26 protein-coding genes are annotated in these 24,684 nt (G+C 58.6%); 10 read left to right on the forward strand and 16 right to left on the reverse strand.

Annotated features, from left to right (window positions below; all coding sequences use genetic code 11):
• Positions 1-383: 383 nt before the first annotated feature.
• Entirely contained in the window at positions 384-689 is a 306-nt protein-coding gene (locus BZL43_RS06255; RefSeq protein ID WP_095631502.1) for a panthothenate synthetase, read from the forward strand.
• 164 nt (positions 690-853) lie between these two features.
• On the opposite strand, the gene BZL43_RS06260 is transcribed toward BZL43_RS06255, so the two are convergent.
• The 3 genes from BZL43_RS06260 to BZL43_RS06270 all read right to left on the reverse strand — a co-directional run bounded on the left by BZL43_RS06260 (position 854) and on the right by BZL43_RS06270 (position 3,067).
• On the reverse strand, positions 854-2,029 hold the full coding sequence (locus tag BZL43_RS06260) for a hypothetical protein (protein ID WP_095631503.1): 1,176 nt from the start codon (positions 2,027-2,029) through the stop codon (positions 854-856).
• A gap of 181 nt (positions 2,030-2,210) precedes the next feature.
• Positions 2,211-2,546: a hypothetical protein gene (locus BZL43_RS06265; RefSeq protein ID WP_050683375.1), complete on the reverse strand. Its 336-nt coding sequence runs from the start codon at positions 2,544-2,546 to the stop codon at positions 2,211-2,213.
• Positions 2,547-2,677: 131 nt separating this feature from the next.
• Positions 2,678-3,067, reverse strand: a complete 390-nt coding sequence (locus BZL43_RS06270; RefSeq protein ID WP_095631504.1) for a cytochrome c family protein — start codon at positions 3,065-3,067, stop codon at positions 2,678-2,680.
• A 133-nt stretch (positions 3,068-3,200) separates the two neighbouring features.
• Between BZL43_RS06270 and BZL43_RS06275 the strand changes: the two genes are divergently transcribed.
• A complete protein-coding gene (locus tag BZL43_RS06275) occupies positions 3,201-3,998 on the forward strand; it encodes an alpha/beta fold hydrolase (RefSeq protein WP_095631505.1) in 798 nt (265 codons plus the stop codon).
• A gap of 15 nt (positions 3,999-4,013) precedes the next feature.
• Here the strand turns inward: BZL43_RS06275 and yfcF are convergent, their stop codons facing one another.
• Positions 4,014-4,646: a glutathione transferase gene (yfcF, locus tag BZL43_RS06280; RefSeq protein ID WP_095631506.1), complete on the reverse strand. Its 633-nt coding sequence runs from the start codon at positions 4,644-4,646 to the stop codon at positions 4,014-4,016.
• Positions 4,647-4,885: 239 nt separating this feature from the next.
• Between yfcF and BZL43_RS06285 the strand changes: the two genes are divergently transcribed.
• The 3 genes from BZL43_RS06285 to BZL43_RS06295 are packed head-to-tail and all read left to right on the forward strand — an operon-like array spanning position 4,886 to position 6,554.
• Positions 4,886-5,458, forward strand: a complete 573-nt coding sequence (locus BZL43_RS06285; RefSeq protein WP_095631507.1) for a thioesterase family protein — start codon at positions 4,886-4,888, stop codon at positions 5,456-5,458.
• Positions 5,459-5,517: 59 nt separating this feature from the next.
• The gene (locus tag BZL43_RS06290; protein ID WP_095631508.1) at positions 5,518-6,021 is read left to right on the forward strand and encodes a DUF4231 domain-containing protein; all 504 of its coding nucleotides are present in this window, start codon (positions 5,518-5,520) and stop codon (positions 6,019-6,021) included.
• Between the two features lie 47 nt (positions 6,022-6,068).
• Positions 6,069-6,554 carry an adenosine-specific kinase gene (locus BZL43_RS06295; RefSeq protein WP_095631509.1) on the forward strand — a complete coding sequence of 162 codons (486 nt, stop codon included), beginning with the start codon at positions 6,069-6,071 and terminating at the stop codon, positions 6,552-6,554.
• A gap of 194 nt (positions 6,555-6,748) precedes the next feature.
• Here BZL43_RS06295 and BZL43_RS06300 read toward each other — a convergent pair whose 3' ends face one another.
• The 3 genes from BZL43_RS06300 to BZL43_RS06310 all read right to left on the reverse strand — a co-directional run bounded on the left by BZL43_RS06300 (position 6,749) and on the right by BZL43_RS06310 (position 9,063).
• Positions 6,749-7,570: a MinD/ParA family protein gene (locus tag BZL43_RS06300; RefSeq protein ID WP_095631510.1), complete on the reverse strand. Its 822-nt coding sequence runs from the start codon at positions 7,568-7,570 to the stop codon at positions 6,749-6,751.
• A 206-nt stretch (positions 7,571-7,776) separates the two neighbouring features.
• Positions 7,777-8,163 carry a cupin domain-containing protein gene (locus BZL43_RS06305; protein WP_095631511.1) on the reverse strand — a complete coding sequence of 129 codons (387 nt, stop codon included), beginning with the start codon at positions 8,161-8,163 and terminating at the stop codon, positions 7,777-7,779.
• A gap of 87 nt (positions 8,164-8,250) precedes the next feature.
• Entirely contained in the window at positions 8,251-9,063 is an 813-nt protein-coding gene (locus tag BZL43_RS06310; protein ID WP_095631512.1) for an AraC family transcriptional regulator, read from the reverse strand.
• Between the two features lie 230 nt (positions 9,064-9,293).
• On the opposite strand from BZL43_RS06310, the gene BZL43_RS06315 reads away from it, so the two are divergent.
• Complete coding sequence (locus BZL43_RS06315; RefSeq protein WP_095631513.1) at positions 9,294-10,154, forward strand: CAP domain-containing protein; 861 nt, start codon at positions 9,294-9,296, stop codon at positions 10,152-10,154.
• A 218-nt stretch (positions 10,155-10,372) separates the two neighbouring features.
• Here the strand turns inward: BZL43_RS06315 and BZL43_RS06320 are convergent, their stop codons facing one another.
• From BZL43_RS06320 to BZL43_RS06330, 3 genes are read right to left on the reverse strand one after another with little or no spacing between them, the layout of a single operon-like run.
• On the reverse strand, positions 10,373-11,605 hold the full coding sequence (locus BZL43_RS06320) for a nucleoside permease (RefSeq protein WP_095631514.1): 1,233 nt from the start codon (positions 11,603-11,605) through the stop codon (positions 10,373-10,375).
• 49 nt (positions 11,606-11,654) lie between these two features.
• Entirely contained in the window at positions 11,655-12,758 is a 1,104-nt protein-coding gene (locus BZL43_RS06325; RefSeq protein WP_095631515.1) for a sugar phosphate isomerase/epimerase, read from the reverse strand.
• Positions 12,755-13,921: a Gfo/Idh/MocA family protein gene (locus BZL43_RS06330; RefSeq protein WP_371916202.1), complete on the reverse strand. Its 1,167-nt coding sequence runs from the start codon at positions 13,919-13,921 to the stop codon at positions 12,755-12,757. The genes BZL43_RS06325 and BZL43_RS06330 overlap by 4 nt, the downstream gene beginning before the upstream one ends.
• A gap of 201 nt (positions 13,922-14,122) precedes the next feature.
• On the opposite strand from BZL43_RS06330, the gene BZL43_RS06335 reads away from it, so the two are divergent.
• Entirely contained in the window at positions 14,123-15,124 is a 1,002-nt protein-coding gene (locus BZL43_RS06335) for a LacI family DNA-binding transcriptional regulator (protein ID WP_095631516.1), read from the forward strand.
• 10 nt (positions 15,125-15,134) lie between these two features.
• On the forward strand, positions 15,135-15,641 hold the full coding sequence (locus BZL43_RS06340; RefSeq protein ID WP_095631517.1) for a heme-degrading domain-containing protein: 507 nt from the start codon (positions 15,135-15,137) through the stop codon (positions 15,639-15,641).
• A 225-nt stretch (positions 15,642-15,866) separates the two neighbouring features.
• On the opposite strand, the gene BZL43_RS06345 is transcribed toward BZL43_RS06340, so the two are convergent.
• From BZL43_RS06345 to BZL43_RS06355, 3 genes are all read right to left on the reverse strand, one after another.
• Positions 15,867-16,520, reverse strand: a complete 654-nt coding sequence (locus tag BZL43_RS06345; RefSeq protein WP_095631518.1) for a peroxiredoxin — start codon at positions 16,518-16,520, stop codon at positions 15,867-15,869.
• Between the two features lie 116 nt (positions 16,521-16,636).
• Positions 16,637-17,377 (reverse strand): TorF family putative porin, encoded by a 741-nt coding sequence (locus BZL43_RS06350; RefSeq protein ID WP_095631519.1) that lies wholly within the window; start codon positions 17,375-17,377, stop codon positions 16,637-16,639.
• Between the two features lie 118 nt (positions 17,378-17,495).
• The gene (locus BZL43_RS06355) at positions 17,496-19,238 is read right to left on the reverse strand and encodes an amidohydrolase (protein WP_095631520.1); all 1,743 of its coding nucleotides are present in this window, start codon (positions 19,236-19,238) and stop codon (positions 17,496-17,498) included.
• 631 nt (positions 19,239-19,869) lie between these two features.
• Here BZL43_RS06355 and BZL43_RS06360 point away from each other — a divergent pair.
• Positions 19,870-20,226 (forward strand): DUF6124 family protein, encoded by a 357-nt coding sequence (locus BZL43_RS06360; protein ID WP_095631521.1) that lies wholly within the window; start codon positions 19,870-19,872, stop codon positions 20,224-20,226.
• A gap of 102 nt (positions 20,227-20,328) precedes the next feature.
• Here BZL43_RS06360 and BZL43_RS06365 read toward each other — a convergent pair whose 3' ends face one another.
• The 3 genes from BZL43_RS06365 to ggt form a co-directional block, all read right to left on the reverse strand.
• Positions 20,329-21,351: a helix-turn-helix transcriptional regulator gene (locus BZL43_RS06365; protein ID WP_095631522.1), complete on the reverse strand. Its 1,023-nt coding sequence runs from the start codon at positions 21,349-21,351 to the stop codon at positions 20,329-20,331.
• A gap of 108 nt (positions 21,352-21,459) precedes the next feature.
• Positions 21,460-21,993: a cysteine hydrolase family protein gene (locus BZL43_RS06370; RefSeq protein WP_095631523.1), complete on the reverse strand. Its 534-nt coding sequence runs from the start codon at positions 21,991-21,993 to the stop codon at positions 21,460-21,462.
• Between the two features lie 267 nt (positions 21,994-22,260).
• A complete protein-coding gene (gene ggt / locus BZL43_RS06375; protein WP_095631524.1) occupies positions 22,261-23,988 on the reverse strand; it encodes a gamma-glutamyltransferase in 1,728 nt (575 codons plus the stop codon).
• A gap of 150 nt (positions 23,989-24,138) precedes the next feature.
• Between ggt and BZL43_RS06380 the strand changes: the two genes are divergently transcribed.
• Positions 24,139-24,657, forward strand: coding sequence for a methylated-DNA--[protein]-cysteine S-methyltransferase (locus tag BZL43_RS06380; protein ID WP_095631525.1), 519 nt, complete (start codon positions 24,139-24,141; stop codon positions 24,655-24,657).
• Positions 24,658-24,684: the final 27 nt, after the last annotated feature.

Genomic DNA, 24,684 nt, shown 5'->3' on the forward strand with positions numbered 1-24,684 from the left:
GGTTCGGATCGTCTGATCGAGAACCGCGTTGCTGAAGGTGGTTCGGATCATTTGATCGAGAACCGTACTGCATGAATAAGTCGCTCTACGCAACACTCAACCAAAAAACCCGGCCTCATCAGCCGGGTTTTTTCATGGTTTTTTTGCCCCTGAATCATTAAAGGCCAGGCCACCGGGTCCGGTTTTCCTTCATCGAGGATTTGCAGGCGGATTCATCAGCCCGATGAACCGAAACGACCGTCCGTAACCCCTGCCCCGGCAGCTTCGAACCCTTCGCTATGCTTAACCACACCCGCTGGCTCTGCCGAACGCACCGCTGGCGGCAACTTCGTCAGGAGTAAGGATCCGGGTAAGGAGCACGTCACTTCAACAGAGTACGAATAATGAAAATGCTACTGATGGTCGAGTTTCCCCATGAGCCTTTCAACGCGCTTGTCAGGTCCGGGAAAATCGGCGAAATCATGAACCGCGTGCTGGAAACCATTAAGCCGGAGGCGACTTATTTCACCGAGCAGGATGGAATGCGAAGCGGGATTTTTCTGATCGATATAGAAGACCCTTCCGAAATTCCTGGCTATGCAGAACCCTTCTTTCTCAACTTCCAGGCCAACTGCAAATTCCGAGTGGTCATGAGTGCGCAGAACCTGCAGGACGCAGGTCTGGAGGAGCTCGGAAAAGCATGGGCGTGAGGTGCGATCAGTGAGAAACCTGTGGCGAGGGAGCTTGCTCCCGCTTGAGTGCGTAGCACTCACAAAAATCGGCATTTACTGTCGGACTTTTTGGGGCCACTACGCAGCCCAGCGCGAGCAAGCTCGCTCGCCACAAGCGGTTTCCGCCGTTCCAGGCACCGGCGTCAGAAACGGAGTACCGCAGCGGCTCCGGTGCCGGTTGGCATGACGTGTTCTGGAGGAAGCATCACCACTTCACCGCCTTGGCGAAGCACCAGAAGAATCAACTCCTCAAGCACATCCGGGGCGCCCTTGCTGCCGCTGTTATCGAGAATCAACGTGCCGTTGTCCTTGTCCAGCGTACCGGGGATTTGTCGGTCTGCTTCCACCAACAGCAGTTCAACGCGGCCGTCGAAGGCCGCGTGGGCGATATCGGCCAGACGCGCTCCGGCAAGCCCCTGACCCACCGCTATACCGTAGCGATTCAAGGCATCAATGAGTCGATCTTCGTGAATATCCTGAATCAACCTGGCGCATTGCGTCCTGAGTTCTTCGACGCTTGAAAGCGATGGATCGTTATTGATGCCCTTGGGCAAGAGCTGCTGGTTATGGCTGACAGCCCTGAACACCGCCTGATTTTCAGGCAATGCCACCAGCAGCATCGGCAATCCCGAGGGCTGGGAATGATGTTCTTCGATGGCCTTGTCGACCGCACGGAAAAACCGTTCCCGGTCCAGGTTGATTTCGTCTTGCTTACCGCCGCCGGCAGACTCGTGCGTCATCGAATCGCCGCGCTCGCCGCTTCTGCCGTGCCCTCCCGGAAATCCTTGCTGATTGCTTGGAGTCAGCTCGCTGCCCAGCGCATCGTTCTGATTGCGTGGCACTTGTGGCGCCAGTTCGATTTTGTCCAGTTGCCGGGAAGAGCCTTCATACATCCAGACCTCATCGCGGGTCAGGCACAACACCTGGTAACGCTCCAGGGACGGCTCCAGACGTAGCAGCGGCTTGAGGACAGGATGGGATTGGACGAAAGCACCTTCGGGCAGCGGCTGGTGCACGCTGATGACTTTGAAATAATCCCGGGTGCCGAATACAGCGATGCCATCGCCATTGGAACGCCAGAATGACGGATCTTTTTCCAAGGCCAGAAACGGCTCGATCAGTGGCTTGGGATCCTGTTGCGGATACCGCTCTTGCAGCAGCGACTGCAACTGTCGGACCAGGTTTTTGTAGCGAATCGGATCCTGAGCGCGCTCCGCAAGTATCCGATGGGTCGGCATATACAGCGAAAGACTGGGTTGTGCGTCGAACGCCAGCAGCTCAGCCAATGCCTGCCGGGTAAAGGGTTCATGAACGGTCATGGCCCGTCTCCTTATTCTTCGGCCGTTTACTGTCGGTAGAAGAACATCGATGGAGCGGAGTTCCCGGCATGGGACAACTGGTAAAAGCCTTGACGGTTACCTGCAACCCTGACGAAAAAGCCCGGTAAAAACCGGGCTCATCATGTGAAAACACATTCGTCAGTCAGGCAAAGCGCTGCGCTTACTGAACGGTTTTCAGCTTGACCACATCACCAGAGATTGTGGTGGTGTAACCGGTCAGGACCCAAGCCCAGAACCAGTTTTCCTGCACCTGGGTGTTGATCATTGCGTCGCCGCCACGGGCTTTGATTGCGGCATTCTGGGCGCGGATGAAACGGTTGTTCTGCTGAATCGGGATGAGGCCGAACAGCAGGAGGCCAGTGGCGGTCGCTTCACTGTGGCCGACAACGGTGTACTGGTTGCTGTCGTACTGCTGAGTTTTCATCGGGGTGCCGGTGCAACCCGCCAGAACCAGACCGAACAGGGCTACGGCAACGACTTTGCTGAGGTAATTCACTGAGTCACTCCATTAGAAATACCCGGGATCCGTCTCTCGGGCGGTGCCTACTTTAACGGATGAAGTGGCTCATTGATATCAATTGTACAGACTTTATACGCATCCAGAAACGGGTTGATTACACACACCGATTATTGCGGCTGAAATGTCTGAAGGTAGGCCAACAGGTTTTCGATCTTCTGCGGATCGCTGAGGCCCCAGAAAATCATCCGGGTTCCGGGAACCACTTCTTTTGGCGCTTCGATGTATGCGGCAAGGGTTTCGCCGGTCCAGACGATGCCGGATGATTTCATCGCGGATGAATATTGGTAGTCCGTCGTGCTTCCCGCCGGGCGCCCAAAAATGGCATTGAGTTGTGGACCAAAGGAGCCTCGTGCCGATGTCCCCACTTGATGACAGCCGCCGCAAATGCGGTTAAACAGTTTCTGACCGGCCTCAGCATCCCCCGCCGCTTCTGCTGGCGTGCTGAATAAACCGGTACTGAGCATCCAGGCGAAGGCAAGGACAACGGCGTTTTTCATGCGGAGCTCCAAATCAGGTGTGGCTGACAGCAAAAGCGGGCGGCTATTTCATCATGACTGGCTGCGACATCGAAGCCTTGAAGCTAATCTATAACTCTCCTTGTGCCATTAGCGTCGTTGCAGGAGCGGCAGAATGAAACCCGTCGAACCCTTTTTTCGGGACTCGGGCAAAGGCCCGGGCGTTGTCTGCTTTCACGCCAACGCGAGTCATTCGGTGCAGTGGCGTGAACTGCAAGATCAACTGGCCGCAAAGTTTCGGGTCCTGGCGCTCGATTCGTTTGGCGCCGGCAAGAGCCCGGCGTGGCCCACCGATCGGATCGTCACCCTCAGTGAAGAAGCGCGCTTCGCCGAACCGGTGCTCGCCCGTGCCGGCGAACCGCTCATTCTGATCGGTCATTCTTATGGTGGTGCTGTGGCGTTGATCGCGGCATTGCAGAACCCCGGCCGGGTGCGCGCCATGGCTTTGTATGAGCCCACCTTGTTTGCCCTGATCGAGGCTGAATCGCCGCCACCCAATGAGGCGGATGCCATTCGTGAAGTCGTCGCAAACGCCGGGCTGGCAGTTGAGGCGGGTAACCTGAACGCAGCGGCCCGGCACTTCATTGACTACTGGATGGGTGCCGGCGCCTGGGAGCAAACCCCGGAACAACGCAAGCCCTCCATCGCCGCCGCCGTGGCCAATGTGCAAGGCTGGGCTCACGCATTGCTGAACGAGCCGACGCCATTACAGGCGTTTCGCTCGCTCAACCTGCCCGTGCTTTTCATGGTCGGCAAGGATTCGCCGGCTTCCTCACGGGCAGTGGCGCGGCTGTTGACCGGCGCACTGCCGAACGTTGAAGTGGTGGAACTCGAGGGGCTCGGCCATATGGGGCCCATTACGCATCCTGAGGTCGTCAATCAGGTCATCATGCAGTTTATTGAGCGCATTTGACCTGACCTCACACCGTTACAGCGCAGGACGTTGCAGTTTGACCCACTCCTGCACCGCAGGCCGCTGCCATTGACGCTGGGCGTATTCCACCAGCGCGCGGGGCACGGCGTCACCGTTGAGTATCAGCCGGTTGAGCATCACGGCCAGATCCACATCGGCGATCGACCATTGCCCGAACAAATACTCGCGGCCGTCAGCCAGTAGCGCTTGTGCGGCATCGATCAGCTTGCGCGTGGCTGATTCGGCAGCGGGCGACAAGGGCCCTGATTTGAGGCCATAAAACACCACCAGTGTGGAACGTTCCTGCCGGATGGGCAGCAGGTCACTGCGCAGCCACGCCTGGATTTGTCGTGCCTTGGCGCGCTGCCTCTGTTCTTGCGGGTAAACCGGCGTCTGCGGAAAAACATCTTCCAGGTATTCAGTGATCGCCGACGATTCAGACAGGGCAAAATCGCCATGCACCAGCGTTGGTACACGCTGGGTCAGCGAGAGGCTGGCATAGTTTTCTGTCTGGTTTTCGAACGCGTCCAGGTCCAACGGGCTCAGTTCGAACTCGATGCCCTTTTCGCGAAGGGCCACGAAAACCGACATGGCATAGGGGCTGGTGAATTGAGCATCAACGTACAGGCGCAGGCGGGAATCATTCACGAGGACATCTCCATAGGGTGAGCAGACACGCTACGACTTCCCAAGCCATAAAGAAAATGCATGATTTTTATGAGGGCATTCCTGAGCGGAATACCGGTTGGCGGGCACCGCTGAAATGACGGCCACGCACACGAATGATCCAATTGCGCTTTTCACCTGAAAAAAGTCATTTGTGCACCTACCTCGCGGGCATTCCTCGTCCTAAAGTGCACCGATCTACCCTCGCCCTCGGACGACTAATGAACCTCTGGTTTCGACTGTTCCTCATGCTGTTTCGTCGCCCATGGCGCAAGCCCGTTGACGCCTTGGCCACCACCGTCATCCGCATGCGCGTCTGGCCGCTCGATCTGGACCTCAATCGGCACGTCACCAATGGCCGCTATTTCACCCTGGCCGACGTGGGTCGCATGGACTTCGTCCTGCGCAGCGGTGCCTATCGCGTAGCCCTGCGTCACAGGGCGGTGCCGATCGTCGGGGATACCTGGGGCAAGTTTCGGCGGGAGCTGAAGTTGTTCGAATCGTTCGAGATTCATACCCGAATACTTGGCTGGGACGATAAGTGGAGCTTTATGGAACACCGCTTTGTGAGTAAAGGACGGGTAGTCGGCGTCGTCATGATGCGGGGGCTATTTCGCGCGGCCAAAGGCACGGTGCCACCTGCCGAATTTGTCCGGGAACTGGGGTTGGCTGAACAATCACCCCAGATGTCGCCGTGGCTGACAGCCTGGTCCCAGAGCTGCGACGACATGAGCCGACAACTGCGAGAGGAAGAAGGCCCGGCGTCTCAGCTGCGTCCTGTCTCTGAACCCTGACCAAGCGGGCAAATAGAAGCTAATATTCCCCTGAATCCCCTCTGCCAAGGACTGCAACCATGAGCCGGCTCGAGCTACTGACCAAATGGAATCGCATGATTGTCCGGTTGCAGATTGAACACGAAATCAGCGCCCGGGATTTCGAGAAATTCAGCTGGAAACTGGGCATCCCCTGCGTGGTGCTGTCGGCGATCGTCAGCGCCAGTGTCTTTGGCTCGATCAGTGACTCCTCGCCCGTATGGCTCCAATACCTGGCCGGCGTGCTGTCACTTCTGACTCTGGTGTTGAGTTCGGTTCAGACCTTCCTGAACTTTGACACCCGGGCTGCCGGGCACAAAGAAACCGCCGAGAAACTCGGGGCGATATCGCGTGAGATTCAGGACGAAATCGCCAGCGGCAAAGACGAAGCGATCCTGGGCCCAATCGTTTTGGATATCCGCAAGCGCATTGATTCGATTCTGCTTGATGCACCGACCTTGCCCAAGTCGACGATAAGGAAACTGGGGGATGTTCGCGTCTCCACAGAGCCACCGCCAGCGGAGCAAGACACCGTCCCGGCTTGATCAACGGCCAGACCAGGCCCGCAGCATCGTGAAAGGAGGCGTTTGCCATGCAACTCATCACGTTGAAAATCGACAAGCCAGAAGCGACGAACTTCATTTTGGGCCAGACGCATTTCATCAAGTCCGTCGAGGATCTCCATGAAGCGTTGGTCAATGCCGTGCCAGGTATTCAGTTTGGCGTGGCTTTTTGTGAAGCCTCCGGCAAATGCCTGGTGCGATGGTCCGGCACCGATACCGCCATGATCGAACTTGCGCAGAAAAACGCGCAAGCCATTGCCGCGGGCCATAGCTTCATCATTTTCCTGGGCGACGGTTTTTATCCGCTGAACGTGTTGAACACCATCAAAATGGTGCCGGAGGTGTGCCGGATTTTTTGTGCGACGGCCAATCCCACCGAGGTGATTCTCGCTGAGACGAAACAGGGACGCGGGATTCTGGGCGTGGTGGATGGCTTCTGTGCCAAAGACATTGAAGGTGATGAAGACATTCTTTGGCGCAAGAATCTGTTGCGCCAGATTGGCTACAAATCGTGATTTGAGGCTGTGGACACTAAGTCAGTAAAGCCGTAATGCGATCCGTAGCAGCTGTCGAGCTCCAGCGAGGCTGCGTGTGTCAGCCGGATTAACGACTGCTTCGCAGCCGAACGCAGCCTCGCTGGAGCTCGGCAGCTGCTACACAAGAACTGCGCCGCGGCTTAAATTCATCACGCCTTGTGCATCCTTGCGTCTCACCTACCCGAATTCTGCACCAGTTGCTCGACAAAAAACTCCACATGCCCTCTCGGATGCGTCGGCAATGGCCAGGTGTCGACGTTGCGAGCCAGGGCCTGGAAGGCCTGGGCGCATTTGGAACGGGGAAAAGCTTCAAACACCGCACGCCCCTTCTGCACCGCTTTGTGCGCACATTCATCGTTGGGTATCGCGCCGACGTATTGCAGCGAGACATCCAGGAACATGTCGGTAATCTTTTCCAGCTTGGCAAACAGATTGCGGCCTTCCGCCGGACTGCCGGTCATGTTGACCAACACCCGAAAACGATGCAGACCGTGGTTCAGGTTGAGCAGTTTGATCAGCCCGTAGGCGCCGCTGATCGAGGTCGGTTCATCGCACACGACCACCATCACTTCCTGGGCCGCGCGGATGAAGTTGACCACTGAACCACCAATACCGGCGGCGGTATCGATCACCAGCACATCCAGCTTGTCGCCAATATCGCTAAAGGACTGGATCAGCGCACGGTATTGCGCCGCTTCCAGATGAGTCATGCTCTGCAAGCCCGAAGAGGCCGGAGCAACACGAATGCCGCCAGGCCCAGGCAACAGCGCCTCGGACAGCTCGCAACGCCCTTCGATCACATCAGCCAGCGTATAGCGCGGCGTCAGCCCCAGCAGAATATCGATATTCGCCAGGCCCAGATCCGCGTCGAGCAATACAACGCGCCGCCCCATTTTTGCCAGCGCCAACGAAAGATTGACCGCCACCGTTGTCTTGCCCACGCCACCTTTACCGCCCGTGACAGCGATAACCTGCACGCAATGCACATCATCCATTTTGTCTTCCCTTCCCTGCGCATTGTGTGCCAGTACGTAATGGCACCATCCTGATGCCGGAAGAATAGCTGAAAAGCGCGAAATAGCCGCGTTGTCTTCCGACGAGAGGCACTTCGCCATCTACCATCGAACCTTTTCAACGAAAACGCCGCTAATGGTTTGATTCAGCGAATGACAATGCTTGCTGGAAGACATGCCGACAGAGGCTAAACCCAGACATCGTTGATGGCGGTTCTTTCTCCGTCCTGATCACCGGTATTCAGCACGCCGCGCGGCTCGATCAGTAACATTTTCACCTCTCGCTCAGCATAAGGCTTGTGTTCGACGCCCTTGGGGACGACGTACATTTCTCCCTGCCTGACCACCACGGCGCCCTCTCGAAAATCAATACGAAGCTCGCCCTCAAGGACGATGAAGGTTTCATCGGTGTCGACATGGGAATGCCAGACAAAGTCCCCTTCGATTTTCACCACCTTGAACTGGTAGTCGTTCATTTCGGCAATGACTTTGGGCGCCCATTGCTCGCTGAACAACGCAAATTTTTCGGCAAAGTTAATCGCGGTGCAGGTTGTGACGCCGGGTCGGGAATGCATTTGAGTCGTCCTCACTAGCCAAAAAGAGCCCTGACTTTAGGAGAGAATCAGCACTGCGTATTGCATGATTGTGCAAGTCGAGCGCCCTTAGACCAGGCCCAGCCGTTTCATCCATCGACCGGGTGAGACGCCATAGCTCTGGACGAATTGACGCGTCATGTGGCTTTGATCGAAAAAGCCTGCGCAGACGGCCGCCTCTGCCATCGAGTGCCCCGCGAACATTAGCGCTCTTGCCAGATCGAGCCGTCGTTGCGTCATGTAGCGGTAGGGGCTGGTACCGTACAGCACACGAAAATCACGGCTCAGGCTCCAGCGGTCGCGACCACTGGCCTGCGCTAACGCCTCCAGGGTGATGACGCGATCCAGCGACTCATGAATCAGCGCACGGGCACGTTCAGCCGCTACAAAGTCAAATGACTTGCGCCCTCCACGGCGCCCTGAGGTCACATCCAGCGCCTGCGCGAGATCGTAAATGGCATCGTCTTCTTCCAGGGGCTCGATGCAAGCGTCGAGGTTTTGCAGCAGCACCTGGGTCGCCGCATAAAGCCGTGGGTCGCTTGATAGACCACCCTCGATGAAGGGCAAGGGCTTGCCGCCTAACACTTGCTGAATCAAAGCGGGTTCAATGTAGATCATCCGATAATGAAAACCCGCTTCAGTACCGGCTTCCCCGTCATGCACCTCGTCGGGATGCAAAACTATGGTTTTGCCGGGCAGGCTGTGACGTTTGGTGTTGCGGTACTGAAAACTTTGTACACCCGACAGCGTTCGCCCGATGGCGTAGGTGTCGTGACGATGTGGCGTAAACCCATGGCCACCAAAAAAGGCTTCGATGCGTTCCATCTTCAATGGCTGAGTCGAGTGCTTGACCCAATCCTTGCGACTCCCGGTTTTTGTCATGTCCCTGTACCACCTGGATGAAGTCAGTACGGTACCAGCCAGCGAGACCAGTGCAAGCCTGAATCAACTCCACGGCGACACCGCTAAATTTGTCTCCTGCGCTCGTGAACCAGTCTTCAGGCCCGCAGTCTTAGCCGTGCCGTAAAAATGCTCGCCTGCGAAGCACTCGTTCGGTCATTGCTCGTCCCTATCCCACTTTATTGTCGTCATCTCATCAGAGTTGTTCGTTCATGCGCCCAACCGTCCGCCGCTGTCGCTTTATCTCGCTGTGCCTGATGCCTTTGCTTCCACTGCTCGCCAGCCCCGCCCATGCGAGTGGAGAGCGGCAACTGGTGGAAGTCATCAACGATTACCGCGCCGATCCCGATCGCTGCGCAGGGCGTACGGGCAAGCCGTTGCGGCCACTGTCCCTGAAATCGAACCTGGCTTTGCCGGTCGGCTATGGTGGCGGTTTGCGCAATGCCTTGAAGGCCAACGGCTACCAGGCAGTGACGGTGCGCTCCATTCGCGTGGTCGGCGCACAAGATGCCGAAGAGGCGTTTGACCTGCTTGAGAGCGACTATTGCGGGGCGCTGCTCGATACCCAATTCGCCGACATCGGCGTCACTCGCACCCGCAGCGAATGGCAGATCGTGCTGGCGCAACCGGTATTAGACGGCCGTGCCGGTGATTCGCGAGCGGCGGGCAAGACGTTGCTGGCACAGGTCAACGCGGCACGGGCCAAGCCACGCATGTGCGGGCGCCAACGCTTTGCCGCCGCACGACCGTTGACCTGGAATGCCGCTCTGGGCGCCGCTGCGCAAGGCCACAGCAAGGCGATGGCCTATGGCAACTACTTCGCCCACCGCGATCCCGACGGTGATATGCCGTTGGATCGGGCCAGAGCCGCCGGCTATCGAGGCCGGCAGATCGGCGAAAACATCGCCGCCGGGCAAGGTTCACCGAACAAGGCGATGGCCAGCTGGCTGGCCAGCCCCGGCCATTGCGCCAACCTGATGAACCCGATGTTTACCCAAGTGGGCGCAGCCTACGCAGCCGATTCGCGCAGCGATAAAGGTGTTTATTGGACGATGCTGTTTGGTGCGCCTTGAGGCGTTCCATAACCCCTGAAATACCAGTCGGCTAATCGCAACACTCGTAGGAGCCAGGCTTGCCGGCGAAGGCGTCCTTCAGCTCGCCTTCGCCGGCAAGCCTGGCGCCTACGAAAAGCGCTCGCAAGACGGCGGCACAATCAACATTGATGTCGCCTGACCCACCTCCATCGCGGACAAGCCCGCGCCCACCGGTTCCGCCGGTATTCGGGCATGATTCAAATACTCGACGACGCTGCCACACTTTGCCGCCCTTTGAAGGCCAGCGAGAAACAGAAAAATATCGCCAGCGCGAACCCTGCCGGGAACAGCCAGATGCTTTTCCAGTCATGGCTGTCAGCCGACGCATAGTGATCGGTGACCGCCCCGGCCACCCAAAAGCCAATCAGCATGCCCAAGCCGTACGTCGCAAGCGTAATCAACCCTTGCGCGGAACTTCTGAAACGCTGCGAGGCTTTGGCATCGGTGTAGATCTGCCCCGAAACAAAGAAGAAGTCGTAGCAGATGCCGTGCAGGGCGATGCCGGTGAACAACATGAACGCGAGGTCGCCGTTGTTGCCGTAGGCGAATAACAGGTAGCGCAACGCCCACGCCAGCATTCCCACCAACAGCGCGATCTTGATGCCGAAACGCTGGATGAACAGCGGCAGGAGCAACATGAACAGCACTTCCGAGACTTGCCCGATCGCCATCTTGGCGGTTGGATTGGTCACACCGATTTCCGCCAGAAACGGGTTGGCGTTCTGGTAATAAAACGCCAATGGAATGCAGATCAAAATGGAGGCGATGAAGAACACCAGGTAACTGCGGTCCTTCAACAAACCCAAGGCGTCCAGCCCCAGCATCTGCTTCAAGCCGACACTGCCCGGCTCAGGTTTGAGCGGCGCGGTGCGCGGCAGGCTGAAGCTGTAGATGCCCAGCACGAATGAGGCGATGGCCGACATCAGAAACGTATTGCGCAAGCCACCGGATGAAATCGCTTGTTGCGAATCCCAGGCAAACACAAAGCTGATCACCACGCCCGCCACAATCCAGCCGATGGTGCCCCACACCCGGATCCGCGAGAACTCCAGGGCCGGGTCGCGCATCTGCCGGAACGCCACCGAATTCACCAGTGCCAGCGTCGGCATGTAGATCATCATGTAAGCCAGCACAAACGGGTAAAACCCACTGAAGTCAGGCGCTCGATAGAGCTGTAACAGCAGCACCGCGCCGATCAGATGCAACACCGCAAGAATGCGCTCGGCATTGAAGTAGCGGTCAGCAATCAAACCGATCACAAACGGCGCGATGATCGCCCCCCAGGACTGCGTCGAGAACGCCATGCCGATCTGCCCGCCGCTGGCCCCAAGGTTACTGGAGAGGAAAGTACCGAGGGTCACGAACCATCCACCCCAGATAAAGAACTGCAGGAACATCATTACGCTTAATCGCGCACTCATCATGGTCATATCAATCACCGTCTTATTGTTTTTTTTGAGGGGAGAAAGAACAGATTTTTCAGGCGTCGGGCAAACCCAATAACCGTCGATTGAAACGCTCGTCGGACGCCACGCTGGCGAAATCGTCAAACGCCTTGCGGGTTTTGCTGATCATGTGCTGGCGGATGAAGGCCGCGCCTTCTGCGGCGCCCTGTTGCGAATCCTTCAGGCAACACTCCCATTCCAGAACCGCCCAGCCGGCAAAGTCGTACTGCGTTAACTTGCTGAAAATCGACTTGAAATCGATCTGCCCGTCGCCCAGGGAACGGAAGCGGCCAGGCCGTTCGACCCAGCCTTGATAGCCGCCGTAGACACCCGAACGGGCATCGGGCCGGAACTCGGCGTCCTTGACGTGGAACATGCGGATGCGCTCGTGGTAACGATCGATGAAGCCCAGATAGTCCATTTGCTGAAGCAGCAGATGGCTCGGGTCGTAGAGGATCGCAGCGCGCGGATGGTGATCGACGGCCTCAAGGAAACGCTCGAACGAGGCGCCGTCATGCAGGTCTTCGCCGGGATGGATCTCGTAGCAGAGGTCGACGCCGGCTTCTTCAAAACAATCGAGGATCGGCATCCAGCGCCTGGCCAGTTCGGCAAAACCCTGCTCCACCAGCCCGCTCGGGCGTTGCGGCCACGGGTAGACATAGGGCCACAGCAGCGCACCGGAAAACGTCGCGTGCGCCTTCAGCCCCAAGCGTTGGCTGGCGCGCGCGGCGAGCTTCAATTGATCGATGGCCCACTCGGTGCGGGCCTGAGGCTGACCGCGTAAATGTTCGGGGGCAAAGTCATCGAACAATGTATCGAACGCCGGATGCACCGCCACCAGTTGCCCCTGCAGATGCGTCGACAGTTCGCTGATTTCGACACCGGCCTGGGCGCAGACGGCTTTCAATTCGTCACAGTAATCCTGACTGTCGGCGGCGCGCGCCAGGTCGATGTACTGCGTGCCCAGGGTCGGCAATTGAATGGCTTTGTAACCCTGCGCCGCGGCCCAACGGGCAATGTTGGCGAGCGTGTCGAAAGGCGCTTCGGCGGACATGAACTGCGCGAGAAAAATGCCCGGGCCGCGCAGGCCTGCCGGTGCTGGGGAGGTTTGGTTCACGGGAGGGTTCTCCGGATTCATGGGTTGCAGACCAGTGGGGTCCACTTCGCGTCGCCGCGATGATTGGCAATCACAGCCTCGATGAACGCCATGCCACGCAACCCGACCTCGATGCCCGGCACGCCCGGCGCATCGTTGCCTTCAATGTTGCTGCGGATCGCAGTGGCGAAATCACCATAGAGATTGGCCATGGCCTCGAGATAACCTTCGGGATGCCCGGCCGGCAAACGCATGCGCTGGCTGGCGGCCTCGCACAACCAGGGCTGGCCGATACCGGAACGAAGGATGCTCAACGGTTGATCGAGGGAGCGATGGACCAGGCTTGCGGGCTCTTCCTGACGCCATTCCAGCCCGCCCTTGTCGCCATAGACGCGAATCTTCAACGGGTTCTCTTCGCCGGCGCAGACCTGGCTGGCGATCAACACCCCGCTGGCCCCGGCGGCCATTTTGAACAGCATCGCCGCGTCATCGTCCAGTTGCCGCCCGGCGACGTGCGAACCCAAGGTTGCGCACACCTGCTCGATGGGTTGGTCCGCGACGAATTCGGCCAGTGAAAAGGCATGGGTGCCGATGTCGCCAATGCAACCGCCCAACCCGGACTGTTCGGGCTGATCGCGCCAACTCGCCTGCTTGTTGCCCTGCCCGGCCACGTCCCGGCTCAGCCAGCCCTGCGGGTACTCGACGATGACCTTGCGCACCGCGCCGATCACGCCGGTACGCACCATCTTGCGCGCCTGCCAGACCATCGGGTAACCCAGATACGTGTGGGCCAATCCGTAGAGGCGGTCGCTGCTTTTCACCACGGCCTTGAGCGCCAGCAGCTCGGACAGATTCAGTGCCGCGGGCTTTTCGCTGAACACATGAAAACCCGCGCTCAGGGCCTGGCTGGCGATCGGCGCGTGCAAGTGATTGGGGGTGACGATGACCAACAGCTCCATGCGCTGGTCGACAGGCAGTGCGCGCTCGTTGTCCAGCAGCTGTTGCCAGTCGCTGTAGCAGCGTGACGCGGACAATCCCAGCGCGGCGCCGGTGTTCTGATTGTTGCGGGCGTCTCGGCTGAATGCGCCGCATACCAGTTCAAAACGACCATCGAGGCCGGCGGCCTGGCGGTGGGCTTTGCCGATGAAGGCGCCCTCGCCGCCGCCGACAAACCCCATTCTTATTTTTGCCATTGCACCATTCATCGCGAATTTTCTCTTGTTCGGGGCGGATTAACGCTCCAGGTTTGACTATGATGTAACCGGTTACATCATGCCGGAAATTTAGGCTCAGTTACTTCCAGTGTCAAACCCGGGATTAAAAATGAAGCTCATTTCAGCGCACGGCCGGACTGCGGTAAGCTCGCCGGCCACGTGTACATCTGTCGGTTCGATAACGAGGTTGTCTTGTCCAATATCCGTGAAGTAGCCCGGCTGGCCGGCGTCTCGGTGGCCACCGTGTCCAGAACGCTGAAGTCGCCCGAACGCGTACTCCCCGACACCCGGGACAAGGTCAACGCAGCCGTGGAACAGGCCGGCTACCGGCCGAACCTCATGGCCGTGCAGTTTCGTTCGCGCAGAACCGGCAACCTGGTGATTCTGGTCCCGGCCATTGCCAACACGTTTTTCGCACGGGTGATCAGCGGTGCCCAACAGGCGGCGCAGGCGGCCGGTTATCGACTGCTGCTGTGCGACACCCAGGGCCGCGAGGAAATCGAACGCGAATTTGCTGCCCTGGTGTACGCCCACCAGGCCGACGGCGTGATTCAGTTGCGTGCCTACGACCCTTTTGAATCGCCCTTCCCCCATGGCGAATCACTGCCCTTGGTCAATGCCTGCGAAGTGATTCAAGGCGGGCGGCATCCGACCATCAGCCTCGACAACCGGGCGGCGGCCAAGGCCATGACGGAGCATCTGATCGATCTGGGCCATCGCCGGATCGGCCTGATCAAAGGCCCGAAAAGCAGCCCGCTCACACGCGACCGTGTGGCCGGTTATGAAGATGCATTACACCAGGCCGGTATCGAGCCGGATCCGCAATTGATCTGCCATGGCGACTTCACGTTACAAGCTGGTTTTGATGGCGCGGCAATGCTGCTGGAATTGCCCGACCGTCCGACCGCATTCTTTTGCGAGAACGATGAAATGGCGATCGGTGCGTTGAAGCGCATCAAACAACAGGGTTTGCGGGTACCTGACGATATTTCGTTGGTCGGTTTCGATGACATTCCGTTCGCGGCCTACTGTGATCCAGCGTTGACGACCATCGCGCAACCCGCCGAAATCTTTGGCCAAAAAGCCGTTGAAATGCTGATCGCCCTCATCGAAAAAAAGCCCATCCCGGACCGCCATGTGGTGCTGCCGTTCACATTAACCGTGCGTAACAGTACGACCGCCCGAAAGGGATGAGGGAGAAACCATGGACATCAAAACCGACCTGCAACGCATCGCACTCCAGGAAGAAACCCTGAAGTTCGAACGCTTCGACAAAGCGACGGCGTGGGATTTGGGCACCCGTTTGAAAACTGCCTGCGAGGAGCAAGGCGTGTCCGCCACGATTGAGGTCAGGCTGGCGCGGGACACCGTGTTTTTCTACTCGATGCCGGGAACCGCTGCCAGCCATGCCGACTGGGCACGACGCAAGCGAAATGTCGTGGAACTGATGGAACTCAGCTCGTACCGCGCCGGCCTGTCCTTCAAGCTTCAGGGCGATACCCTCGAGAGTTTGATGGGCTTGCCCCTGCGTGATTACGCCGATCATGGTGGCAGCTTTCCGATATCGGTCAAAGGCATGGGGTGCATTGGCGCCGTCACCGTTTCAGGGCTGCCCCAGCGTGAGGATCATGCCCTGGTGGTTCAGGTGTTGGCCCGGATGTGCGGGGTCGACCCTAGCGAACTTGCGCTTGAGGGCGAACCAGTCAGTTAAGCCCCGATGCGATCTGTAGCAGCTGGCGAAGCCTGCGTTCGGCTGCGTAGCAGTCGTAGAATCAGAGACCGCGGTGTGGGTCAGGCAGACCGCATCAGCCAGATTCACGACTGCTGCGCAGCCGAACGCAGCCTTCGGCAGCTGCTACAAAAAGATCGTTGCGGCTGAAAGAGGCTCACCAGGCAAGGCACCTGGCGGGCCAAATTGTGCTCCCCAACAGCTCGGCTACTTCGGTTGCGCCACCGTGCGCAAATAAGGTTTCAGCGTCTTGAAGCCATCCGGATATTTCTTCCTGGCGTCCTCGTCGGAGACCGAAGTGGGAATGATCACATCCTCGCCCGGGCGCCAGTTCACCGGGGTGGCGACGGTGTGCTTGGCGTTCAGTTGCAAAGAATCGAGCAGACGCAGCACTTCATCGAAGTTGCGTCCGGCACTCATCGGATAGATCAGCATCGCCTTGACCTTTTTGTCCGGCCCGATGATGAACACCGACCGCACCGTAGCGTTGTCCACGGCAGTCCGTGCGCCGCCACTGGCATTCGGATGAATCATGTCGTAGAGCTTCGCCACCACCAGGTTCTCGTCCCCGATCATCGGATAATTGACTGCATGCCCCTGGGTTTCTTCGATGTCTTTGGCCCAGCTCTGGTGATTACTGACAGGGTCGACGCTGAGCCCCACGATCTTGGTGTTGCGTTTATCGAACTCTGGCTTGAGCCCTGCCATATAGCCAAGCTCAGTGGTGCACACCGGGGTGAAATCCTTGGGATGCGAAAACAGAATCGCCCACTTGTCCCCGATCCATTCGTGGAAATGCAGCGGGCCTTCGGTGCTTTCGGCAGTAAAGTCCGGTGCTTCGTCGCCAATACGGATTGCCATGATCGTTCTCCTTACTGAGTTGTAGGGAAGCCGCTGGCTGCTGCACCAGCGGCATTCAGGATCTGTGTTGAACCTGTCAACGCGGATCAGTATAGGAGACGCTTGAGCACGCGGGCTTAGAAGGCCTTGCTGGCACTGGCGACCACGGTGGCCGTGCACAGATCGTCATAGCCGTACCAGCTCGCGCATTCGCTTTTCGACAGGTCGGTATCGATGTAGCTCAGGCCCCAGGTCACGCCGACGAAATCACGGGTCAGTTTGGCTTCCCACTCGGTGTAGGCATCGCGACTTTCACCGTTGGCGGACCAGAAAGCCGGGTCTTTGACATCGTTGCGACCCACGCGCAGGTCCAGGCCGATCTCGGCCGGCAATTCGATTTTGTAGCTGAGGTAGGTGTAGAGAGTGTCCTGGTCCTCGCCAAAGAAGTTCGGCGTATCGTTTGAGTAGTTGGCGCTGAGCTTGACGCCATAAACGTCAAGGATGGCGTAGACCTCACTCATGTTGAATTGGCCTTCTTTTGGATAGTCGTACTTGATGTAGCCCAGATCGAGACTGATTGCTTCGCTCGCCTGCCAGTAGTAACCCGCGTAGTACTCGAGTTCCTGCCGGGTTTTGTAGGGGCCGCCGAAATCGACATTGGAGGTCCAGGCACCAATGTACAAGCCGCTGCTGTGCACCAGCGTGGCGCCGGCCTGAACCGCCGGGTCCCCCAGGGTTTGCGAAATGCCACGGGAGCGATAGTCACTGAAAACACCCAGAGTCATGTCCAGGCTGAAGTTATCGTCAAGCGTCAGTGCCTGGCTGGTCAGGGGCGCCAATACAAGGCTGGCAACGGTCAATGCTGAGCGTACGTTCATACAGGTCTCTTATTTTTATGGATCAGCGGGTGATGTCGGGCACGGCGTTGCCCGGCCCCTCGTCATGCGAGGAGCCGGAGCATTTATTTTTTGGGTGCTGCCGGCGAGCGGTCAGGGGTCAGGACGCGGGGGCGTAAACCTGCTTGCCAGCGAAGAACGTCTTCAAGACCTTGGTGTTGAACAGTTCATCGTCGCTGACCTTGAACACATCGCGGTCGAGGATGATCAGATCGGCCTGTTTGCCGGGCGCCAGCGAGCCAATCTGTTGCTCCAGCCGCAGGGCTTTGGCGGCATTGAGGGTGTAGGCATAGAACATGGTCTGGCGATCAATGCTTTCCTTGGCATTCAACACACCCAGCGGCCCTTTGCGGGTGCTGGCCTGAGCGATGGCATTCCACGGGTTGGGGCTGGACACCGGCCAGTCACTGCCACCGGCGATGACCGCACCGGCGTTATGCAAGGACCCGGCGGGATACTGGTAACCGTAAGCGAACGCGCTGATATACGGTTTGACCAACTCCACCGTGTAAGACTCGCCGGTGGCCCACAGCAGCTGCATGGAAGCAATCACGCCAAGCTGTTTGAAGCGTGGGAACTCCTTGGGATTGACCAGTTGCAGGTGCGTGATGCTGTGGGCCATCGGTGTCGGGTTGAGCCTGCGCGCGTATTCAACACCATTGAGCGACTCACGTACGGCACGGTCGCCGACCGCATGGGTGTGCACAATCCAGTCACGCTTTTCCGCCGCGACCACCAATTCACCAAAGTGCGCCGGGTCGATCAGCAACTGACCGTTTTTATGGCTGTTGCTGAAGGGCACGATCACCGCGGCCGTCTGCCCTGGAAACTCCAGAACGCCGTCAGCGAAGACCTTGATGCCAGGGAAGCTCAGGTTGGGCACACCGTCGAATTTCTTCATCACCTTGGCCAGCACCTCCAGATCGGCCGGCCGGCTTTTCGGGTTAGCCAGCAGCAGCGCCGCGACGTGGGCATTGAGTTCGCCCTTCTGCGCCAGTTCGCGGTAAAGCGGCAGAACACCGTAACTCTGCTCGGTGGCCTGGAAATCGAGCAGCGAATCGCCACTTCCGGCATTCGCTGCCGCGTCCATCCAGGCGGTAACGCCATATTGGTTATTGACCTTCACCGCCTCGCGGGCAGCCTTGAGCATGACCTCGTTGCCGGGGGCGGGGATTTGACTGCGTACCTTGTCCCAGCGTGACTCGGCAAAATACCCGTTGGGGGTGAAGTCCGCTTCGTGGCCCACGAAGCTGCGATCCTGTTCCGACAGACCTTTTACCAATGCCGCGTCGATCTTCAGACGCTTGAGCATCGCGTTGTTGGCCCATCCGGTATGCCCGTCAATCCCGCTGAGAACCACCGGTTGGTCCGCCCAGCGTCCCTGATTGAAACGCTGACCGAGTTCGCGGCTTTTCTCCCAATAGGCCGAACTCACCCCGCTAATGCTGATCACGTCACCGGCCCGTGCACGCCCCGTTTCATCCTGCTCGATCACCCATTGCTCGAGCTCCGGCAACGGCTTTAATTCATCCAGCAGGTTGGCGCCTTGGCTGTTGAAGGCCGCAACGATCGGGTGGCTATGGGTATCGATCATTCCAGGCATCAGTACTTTGCCCGCCAGATCGATTCGTTGCGTCTGGGCATCGGCCAAGGCGTTGATCTCGGCATCGCTGCCCACTTTAAGTATCTTGCCGTCTTGCACCGCCACGGCCTGAACCAGCCCTTGACCGGGTTCGGCGGTAAAGACCTTGCCGTTGAACAGCACAAGATCAGCAGCGGCCATGGCCTGCGCCGAGGAAAGGGCCAGGGCTGCGGCCAACAGGTTGGGAACGAATAGTCGCATCGGAACACTCTCTTGTTTTTATCGGGCGATTCGGGATGTGGACGCTTGTGACAACGCCTGTGGATCGAGCCCAACGAACGGCGCCTTGGCCCCGCCCGGGAAGTGGCCGAACAGACGGTCGCAAGCCTCTGATGTGCAGGCCTACCCTATAGGGCGCAAGCGTCGGATGGACCTCTACAAATGAGGAGGGGGTGAGCAATTAAGTAACCGGCGTCCGATCTGCAGAGCGCCGGAGCCTGTGGGAACGGGATTGCTTGCGAAGACGGTGGCACATTCAACATAGGCCGAAGAGGCTTGTTTAAAAGATCTGAAAGTTACTTCCTGCAAGCTACAAAACCTTGCGCCGTTGCCTACGGCTGCACCAGAATCCGCCGGCTTGTGCGCTTTGGGGTCACTCGGTAACTTGATTCGTGTCACTGCTCATCAGTGATCGGGTTTAGCAGCCCGTCGTGACGAAGCGTATTTGCATCCAGACAGTCAGGTCATTTCATGCCTGCACTTTATGGTAGCTGTGCGCAGGGCGCCCTCGGGCGCGCCGGATTCGTCTCCGCCGGTCTGCTAACCTGCACACAGCTGCCACCTTCGTTTAGCAGCGATTCGGTGATGGCTCCATATTGTTGGAGACGTAAATATGTTCAAGGTAACGCCAAACCCACCAGACGCCGATCCGATCTCCCCATACGAACCCGATTCAAAAAAGCTCAATGAGGCCGCCGAGCGCGCCCTCGACTTCCACTTCCCATCGAATGCCGACATCAAAGCCACCGAGCGTAAACCCAGCAAGATGTTTGCCGTGGATCCAGAAGCCACGGCCGAAACCCTGGCGGTTTTTTTGGTCGAGACGCTGGCTTCTGTCGATGTGATGGTCCATCAGTTGGTGGATCATCTGGAGGGTGAGTCGCGCTACGCCCTGCTGGGCATTTCAAACAGCATCATGGTGGCGGAGATCACCGCGAACCGGGTGCTGGATAAAATCAATACACCTTAGAAATCCCCCGAGGCTTGCCCGCGAAGAACGATAACGCGGTGTGCCAGACCTGACGCCTTCGCGGGCAGCCTCGCTCCTACAGGGCGCGCGTTGTAGGCGGATTTAATCGCGGCGCGGCGTATCCGCAAGCGAGGTCGCTGAACGCAGCACCGACCCCAGTTCCACCTTGCTCTTCACCCCCAGTTGCAGGTAGCAATTGCGCAGGTAGGTTCGCACTGTCGCAGGGCTCAACTCGAGGATTTTGGCAATTTCCTTGTAGGAATGGCCGGCGGCGAACAGCATCGCTGCCGTTCGCTCGCGTGGCGCCAGCATTGCCCCGCGCGATTGGGCTTCGAGCGACAGGATGACGTGCTCGGCGTTAGGGCTCAGTGTCAGGGCGCAGCGGCCCAGGCGCATGACGCAGGGCGCCTTTGGCAGTTGCGCGATCACTTGCGCGGGAAGCATCGAACCGTTCCAGCCGGGTAACTCACGCTCAATGGCGGCACACAGCGTTGCTCCCACATACAGCAAACTGCCGTCCATGCGCGCGACGCCAAAGTCCGACGCGCCGTTACCCGTGTCGAAGCGGATCATGTCCTGCACCTGGAATCGCCACAGCTGCAACAGGTGTTCGCAGAAGGCCGAAAACAGATCGGCCTCGTTGTCGTTGAACGCCCAGGCATCCCTGCCTCGGTAGAGGCAGACGAAGAACATCAAGCCGCTTTCGGGTAATTCGAAGGTGATGCACATCAGGTAATAGAGGTCGTGGCGCCGAGCGAACTCATTCACGTCTTCATTGGGGTCGGTGAAGCCGCTGTCGCGCACGACCTCACCGGGCCGACTGATGGTGTCATCGGAGAATTTGTCGTTGTGCGCACAGGTGTGCCACTCGGCGGTAAACGACTCAGGCAGATTGATTCGCCCGTGCATCCAGTTTCTGGTCGAAATATCGACACCCGGCGCAGACATCTCGCCCCACCAGGCCGAAGCGAAGGGCACCAGTTGGCTGAACGCCTGCAGACCGTCGGTGATGAAGCGGGAGGCACCGCGATCTCGGGCAAGACGCCCCAGGTGCAAGATGCAAAGGTTGAACGCTTGCAGGGTTGCCATTGACGTCTTGGCGCCCACCTCACCACCCTCCCCCATGTTCTGATCCTGTTCGCTGCATGGCGTATTTTTTTGACCATGCCACAGGCGTAGCGAATGCGTCCAGCCCTGGCATGCAAGCTCCCCCGCCGGGGAGTTGGCGCTGTTTCAGAGTTTTATTTCCCTGGCCGGCATTACGTCGATCCGCGCTACGGAGCCGGTCAGGTGCGCCAGATCCTTGTTGTGTTCGGCGATGATGTCTTCGGCGCTCATCGCGCCATTGCTGATAGTGGAATGGGCGTCGGCCACCAGCACAACGTCATAACCCAATTGATGCGCCTGGCGAACGGTGGTGTTGATGCAGTAGTCGGTTTGCAGGCCACAGATGATCAGGCGGTCGGCCTCCAGCTCTTGCAGATGTTCATGCAAGCGGGTCTGGTAAAACGAATCCGGGTTGGTTTTGCGCACGCGCAGGTCTTGGGGTGAAGTCTTCAGACCCTCGGCCAGTTGCCAGCCTTCGCCGCCGTATTCCAGCAGGTTGCCCTCTTCTTCATGCTGAATCAGGATGACCGGTATATTGGCGGTTCGGGCTTTGGTGCTGAGCTCGTTGATGGTGCCGATGACGCGCTGGATGTCGAAGCATTCATCATCGCCGGTGCACAGCGCGCGTTGGACATCGATGATCAGGAGTGCGGTGCTCATGGCTTCCTTCCTTGATAAGTCGGTGGCTCGGAGACGGATTTCAACTCCCTTCTTCATGTAGCAATTGTCGAGCTGTAGCAGCTGTCGAGCTTGCGAGGCTGCGTTCGAGCGCGAAGCGGTCGCGAACCAGCAAATGCCGGCTTGTCTGAATAAACACGGCTGCCGATTTTACGACTGCTTCGCAGTCGAACGCAGCCTCGAGGGCTCGGCAGCTGCTACGGGGATCGGGGCCACCCAGGGAGCGGAAGTGGCCGCTGATCGCCTGTTTCAGTAACCGAGTGACAACCCGGTATTACGCCGTGGATCGTTCGCGCCATAGAAGCGGTTCTTGCCCACGGGCTTGCCTTCCAGCGAAGGCGCACCTACCAGAATAGCTGCGATATGGTTGGGGTCCTGCGGCCCGGCAAATTTGTGCCCCCAGCTTTCGAGCATCTTCCTGGTGTCCGGGCTGGTGGCGAAATTCTCAAGGTTGGTTTCTTCCGGCAGCCATTGCTGGTGGAAACGCGGCGCATCCACCGCTTCCTGGATGTTCATGCCGTAGTCGATCACGTTGAGGATGGTCAGCAGGGTCGCGGTGATGATGCGGCTGCCACCGGGGGTACCGACGACCATCACGACCTTGCCGTCCTTGGTGACAATGGTCGGGCTCATGGACGACAGCGGCGCCTTGCCGGGGGCGATGGCGTTGGCTTCGCCCTGCACCAGACCGTACATATTCGGCACGCCGATTTTCGAGGTGAAGTCGTCCATTTCATCGTTGAGGATGACCCCGGTTTTGCTCGCCATCACGCCGGCACCGAACCAGTCGTTGAGGGTGTAGGTCACCGACACCGCATTGCCCCATTTGTCGACGATCGAGTAATGGGTGGTGTTGCTGCCTTCATGAGGCGCCACGCCGGGTTTGATCTCGCGGGACACGCCGGCCTTCTGCGGATCGATGACTTCACGAATTTTGGTCGCGTAGTTTTTATCCAGCAGATGGGCAATCGGGTTCTTCACGAAGTCCGGGTCGCCCAGGTAGCTGTTGCGGTCCACATACGCGTGGCGCATCGCTTCGATCTGGTAATGCATCGCCTGCGCCGAGCGGAAGCCCAGCTCTTTCATCGGGTAGCCATCGAGGATGTTCATGATCTCGCAGATCACCACGCCACCGGAGCTTGGCGGTGGCGCCGAGACCACATGATAGCCACGGTAATCGCACTCGATCGGCGCCAGTTCCCGGGTCTGGTATTTGTCGAGGTCGGCCTGGGTGATGATGCCCTTGTTGGCCTGACTGGAGGTGACAATGGCGTCGGCCACCCAGCCTTTATAGAAACCGTCGGCGCCCTTCTCGGAAATTTCCCGCAGGGTTTTGCTCAAGTCTTTTTGTACGAGTTTCTGGCCCACCTGCATCGGCTCGCCATTGCTCAGGAAAATCGAGCCCGAGTCGCGCATGTCTTTCTTGAAGACATCGGTAGCGTACTCCAGCAAGTCGACATCGCCCTGCTCCAGCACAAAACCGTCTTCAGCAAGCTTGATGGCCGGGGCGATCACTTCCTTGCGGGGTTTAGTACCGTATTTCTTCAGGGCCAGTTCCATGCCCGAGACGGTGCCCGGAACGCCAACGGCAAGATGGCCGCGGGTGCTCAGCTCCGGAATGACGTTGCCCTCTTTATCGAGGTACATGTCGGGGGTCGCGGCCAGCGGGGCTTTTTCACGGAAGTCGAGGAAGGTCTTGCGCCCGTCCGCCAATTGAATCGTCATGAATCCGCCGCCGCCCAGGTTACCCGCCGCGGGGTACACCACCGCCAGCGCATAACCCACTGCAACGGCGGCATCGACGGCATTGCCGCCATTCTTGAGCACATCGACGCCGACGTGGCTGGCCAGATGCTGGGCGGTGACGACCATGCCGTTTTCGGCCGCGACCGGGGCGACGGAGGCCGCGTGGGCCGTCAGGCAACTCAACGCCAATCCGGTCGCCATGAGCGTTTTGACAAAAGGTTCGAACTTCATGAGTCGGTCTCTTTTTGTTTTAAGGCTCTGTACCAAAACAGAGGGAACGGTTCAAAAGCACAGGCAAGTATGGTCGCGATTGCGTATTGCGCCTCCCCGACCAGGCAGTATGCTGAGCCCCTGTTCTGCACTTTTACGGAGTCCGCCGGCATGCCCTATACCTTCACCACCTTGGCGTCTCCGGTCGGCGAATTGAAACTGGTCGCGAAAGGCGCACGACTGGCAGCCATTCTCTGGGAAAACGACAAACCGGGTCGGGTCAGGCTGGGGCCGATGACTGAAGCAGCGGACAACCCGATCCTGGTGCGCACCGCACAGCAGTTGCAGGAATACTTCGCCGGCACGCGTAATCGTTTCGAACTGGAGCTGGATTTTGCCGGGACCGAATTTCAGCAGAAGGTATGGCAGGCGCTACTGACGATTCCATTTGGCGAAACGCGCAGCTACAGCGAGATTGCCCGGCAGATCGGCAATCCCAGCGCGGTTCGGGCGGTGGGTGCGGCGAATGGCAAGAACCCGATTTCGATTGTCGCGCCTTGCCATCGGGTGATTGGCGCGTCGGGGAAGCTGACGGGGTTTGCCGGTGGGCTTGAGGCGAAAGAGCGGTTGCTGACACTCGAAGGGTACGAGTGCCGCGAGGCTGGCAGAACAGATGATTTGTTCATCTAACGGACCAGGCGAACCGCCCTTGTAAAA

The sequence above is a fragment of the Pseudomonas sp. PICF141 genome (assembly GCF_002286815.1).
Taxonomy (GTDB): domain Bacteria; phylum Pseudomonadota; class Gammaproteobacteria; order Pseudomonadales; family Pseudomonadaceae; genus Aquipseudomonas.

What these genes read in the sequence shown, in the direction of transcription:
- BZL43_RS06255 (WP_095631502.1), top strand. Translation starts at nt 384, where the DNA reads ATGAAAATGCTACTGATGGTCGAGTTTCCCCATGAGCCTTTCAACGCG.
- BZL43_RS06260 (WP_095631503.1), bottom strand. Translation starts at nt 2,029, where the DNA reads ATGACCGTTCATGAACCCTTTACCCGGCAGGCATTGGCTGAGCTGCTG.
- BZL43_RS06270 (WP_095631504.1), bottom strand. Translation starts at nt 3,067, where the DNA reads ATGAAAAACGCCGTTGTCCTTGCCTTCGCCTGGATGCTCAGTACCGGT.
- BZL43_RS06275 (WP_095631505.1), top strand. Translation starts at nt 3,201, where the DNA reads ATGAAACCCGTCGAACCCTTTTTTCGGGACTCGGGCAAAGGCCCGGGC.
- BZL43_RS06285 (WP_095631507.1), top strand. Translation starts at nt 4,886, where the DNA reads ATGAACCTCTGGTTTCGACTGTTCCTCATGCTGTTTCGTCGCCCATGG.
- BZL43_RS06290 (WP_095631508.1), top strand. Translation starts at nt 5,518, where the DNA reads ATGAGCCGGCTCGAGCTACTGACCAAATGGAATCGCATGATTGTCCGG.
- BZL43_RS06295 (WP_095631509.1), top strand. Translation starts at nt 6,069, where the DNA reads ATGCAACTCATCACGTTGAAAATCGACAAGCCAGAAGCGACGAACTTC.
- BZL43_RS06300 (WP_095631510.1), bottom strand. Translation starts at nt 7,570, where the DNA reads ATGGATGATGTGCATTGCGTGCAGGTTATCGCTGTCACGGGCGGTAAA.
- BZL43_RS06305 (WP_095631511.1), bottom strand. Translation starts at nt 8,163, where the DNA reads ATGCATTCCCGACCCGGCGTCACAACCTGCACCGCGATTAACTTTGCC.
- BZL43_RS06310 (WP_095631512.1), bottom strand. Translation starts at nt 9,063, where the DNA reads ATGACAAAAACCGGGAGTCGCAAGGATTGGGTCAAGCACTCGACTCAG.
- BZL43_RS06315 (WP_095631513.1), top strand. Translation starts at nt 9,294, where the DNA reads ATGCGCCCAACCGTCCGCCGCTGTCGCTTTATCTCGCTGTGCCTGATG.
- BZL43_RS06320 (WP_095631514.1), bottom strand. Translation starts at nt 11,605, where the DNA reads ATGACCATGATGAGTGCGCGATTAAGCGTAATGATGTTCCTGCAGTTC.
- BZL43_RS06325 (WP_095631515.1), bottom strand. Translation starts at nt 12,758, where the DNA reads ATGAATCCGGAGAACCCTCCCGTGAACCAAACCTCCCCAGCACCGGCA.
- BZL43_RS06330 (WP_371916202.1), bottom strand. Translation starts at nt 13,921, where the DNA reads ATGAATGGTGCAATGGCAAAAATAAGAATGGGGTTTGTCGGCGGCGGC.
- BZL43_RS06340 (WP_095631517.1), top strand. Translation starts at nt 15,135, where the DNA reads ATGGACATCAAAACCGACCTGCAACGCATCGCACTCCAGGAAGAAACC.
- BZL43_RS06345 (WP_095631518.1), bottom strand. Translation starts at nt 16,520, where the DNA reads ATGGCAATCCGTATTGGCGACGAAGCACCGGACTTTACTGCCGAAAGC.
- BZL43_RS06350 (WP_095631519.1), bottom strand. Translation starts at nt 17,377, where the DNA reads ATGAACGTACGCTCAGCATTGACCGTTGCCAGCCTTGTATTGGCGCCC.
- BZL43_RS06355 (WP_095631520.1), bottom strand. Translation starts at nt 19,238, where the DNA reads ATGCGACTATTCGTTCCCAACCTGTTGGCCGCAGCCCTGGCCCTTTCC.
- BZL43_RS06360 (WP_095631521.1), top strand. Translation starts at nt 19,870, where the DNA reads ATGTTCAAGGTAACGCCAAACCCACCAGACGCCGATCCGATCTCCCCA.
- BZL43_RS06365 (WP_095631522.1), bottom strand. Translation starts at nt 21,351, where the DNA reads ATGGGGGAGGGTGGTGAGGTGGGCGCCAAGACGTCAATGGCAACCCTG.
- BZL43_RS06370 (WP_095631523.1), bottom strand. Translation starts at nt 21,993, where the DNA reads ATGAGCACCGCACTCCTGATCATCGATGTCCAACGCGCGCTGTGCACC.
- ggt (WP_095631524.1), bottom strand. Translation starts at nt 23,988, where the DNA reads ATGAAGTTCGAACCTTTTGTCAAAACGCTCATGGCGACCGGATTGGCG.
- BZL43_RS06380 (WP_095631525.1), top strand. Translation starts at nt 24,139, where the DNA reads ATGCCCTATACCTTCACCACCTTGGCGTCTCCGGTCGGCGAATTGAAA.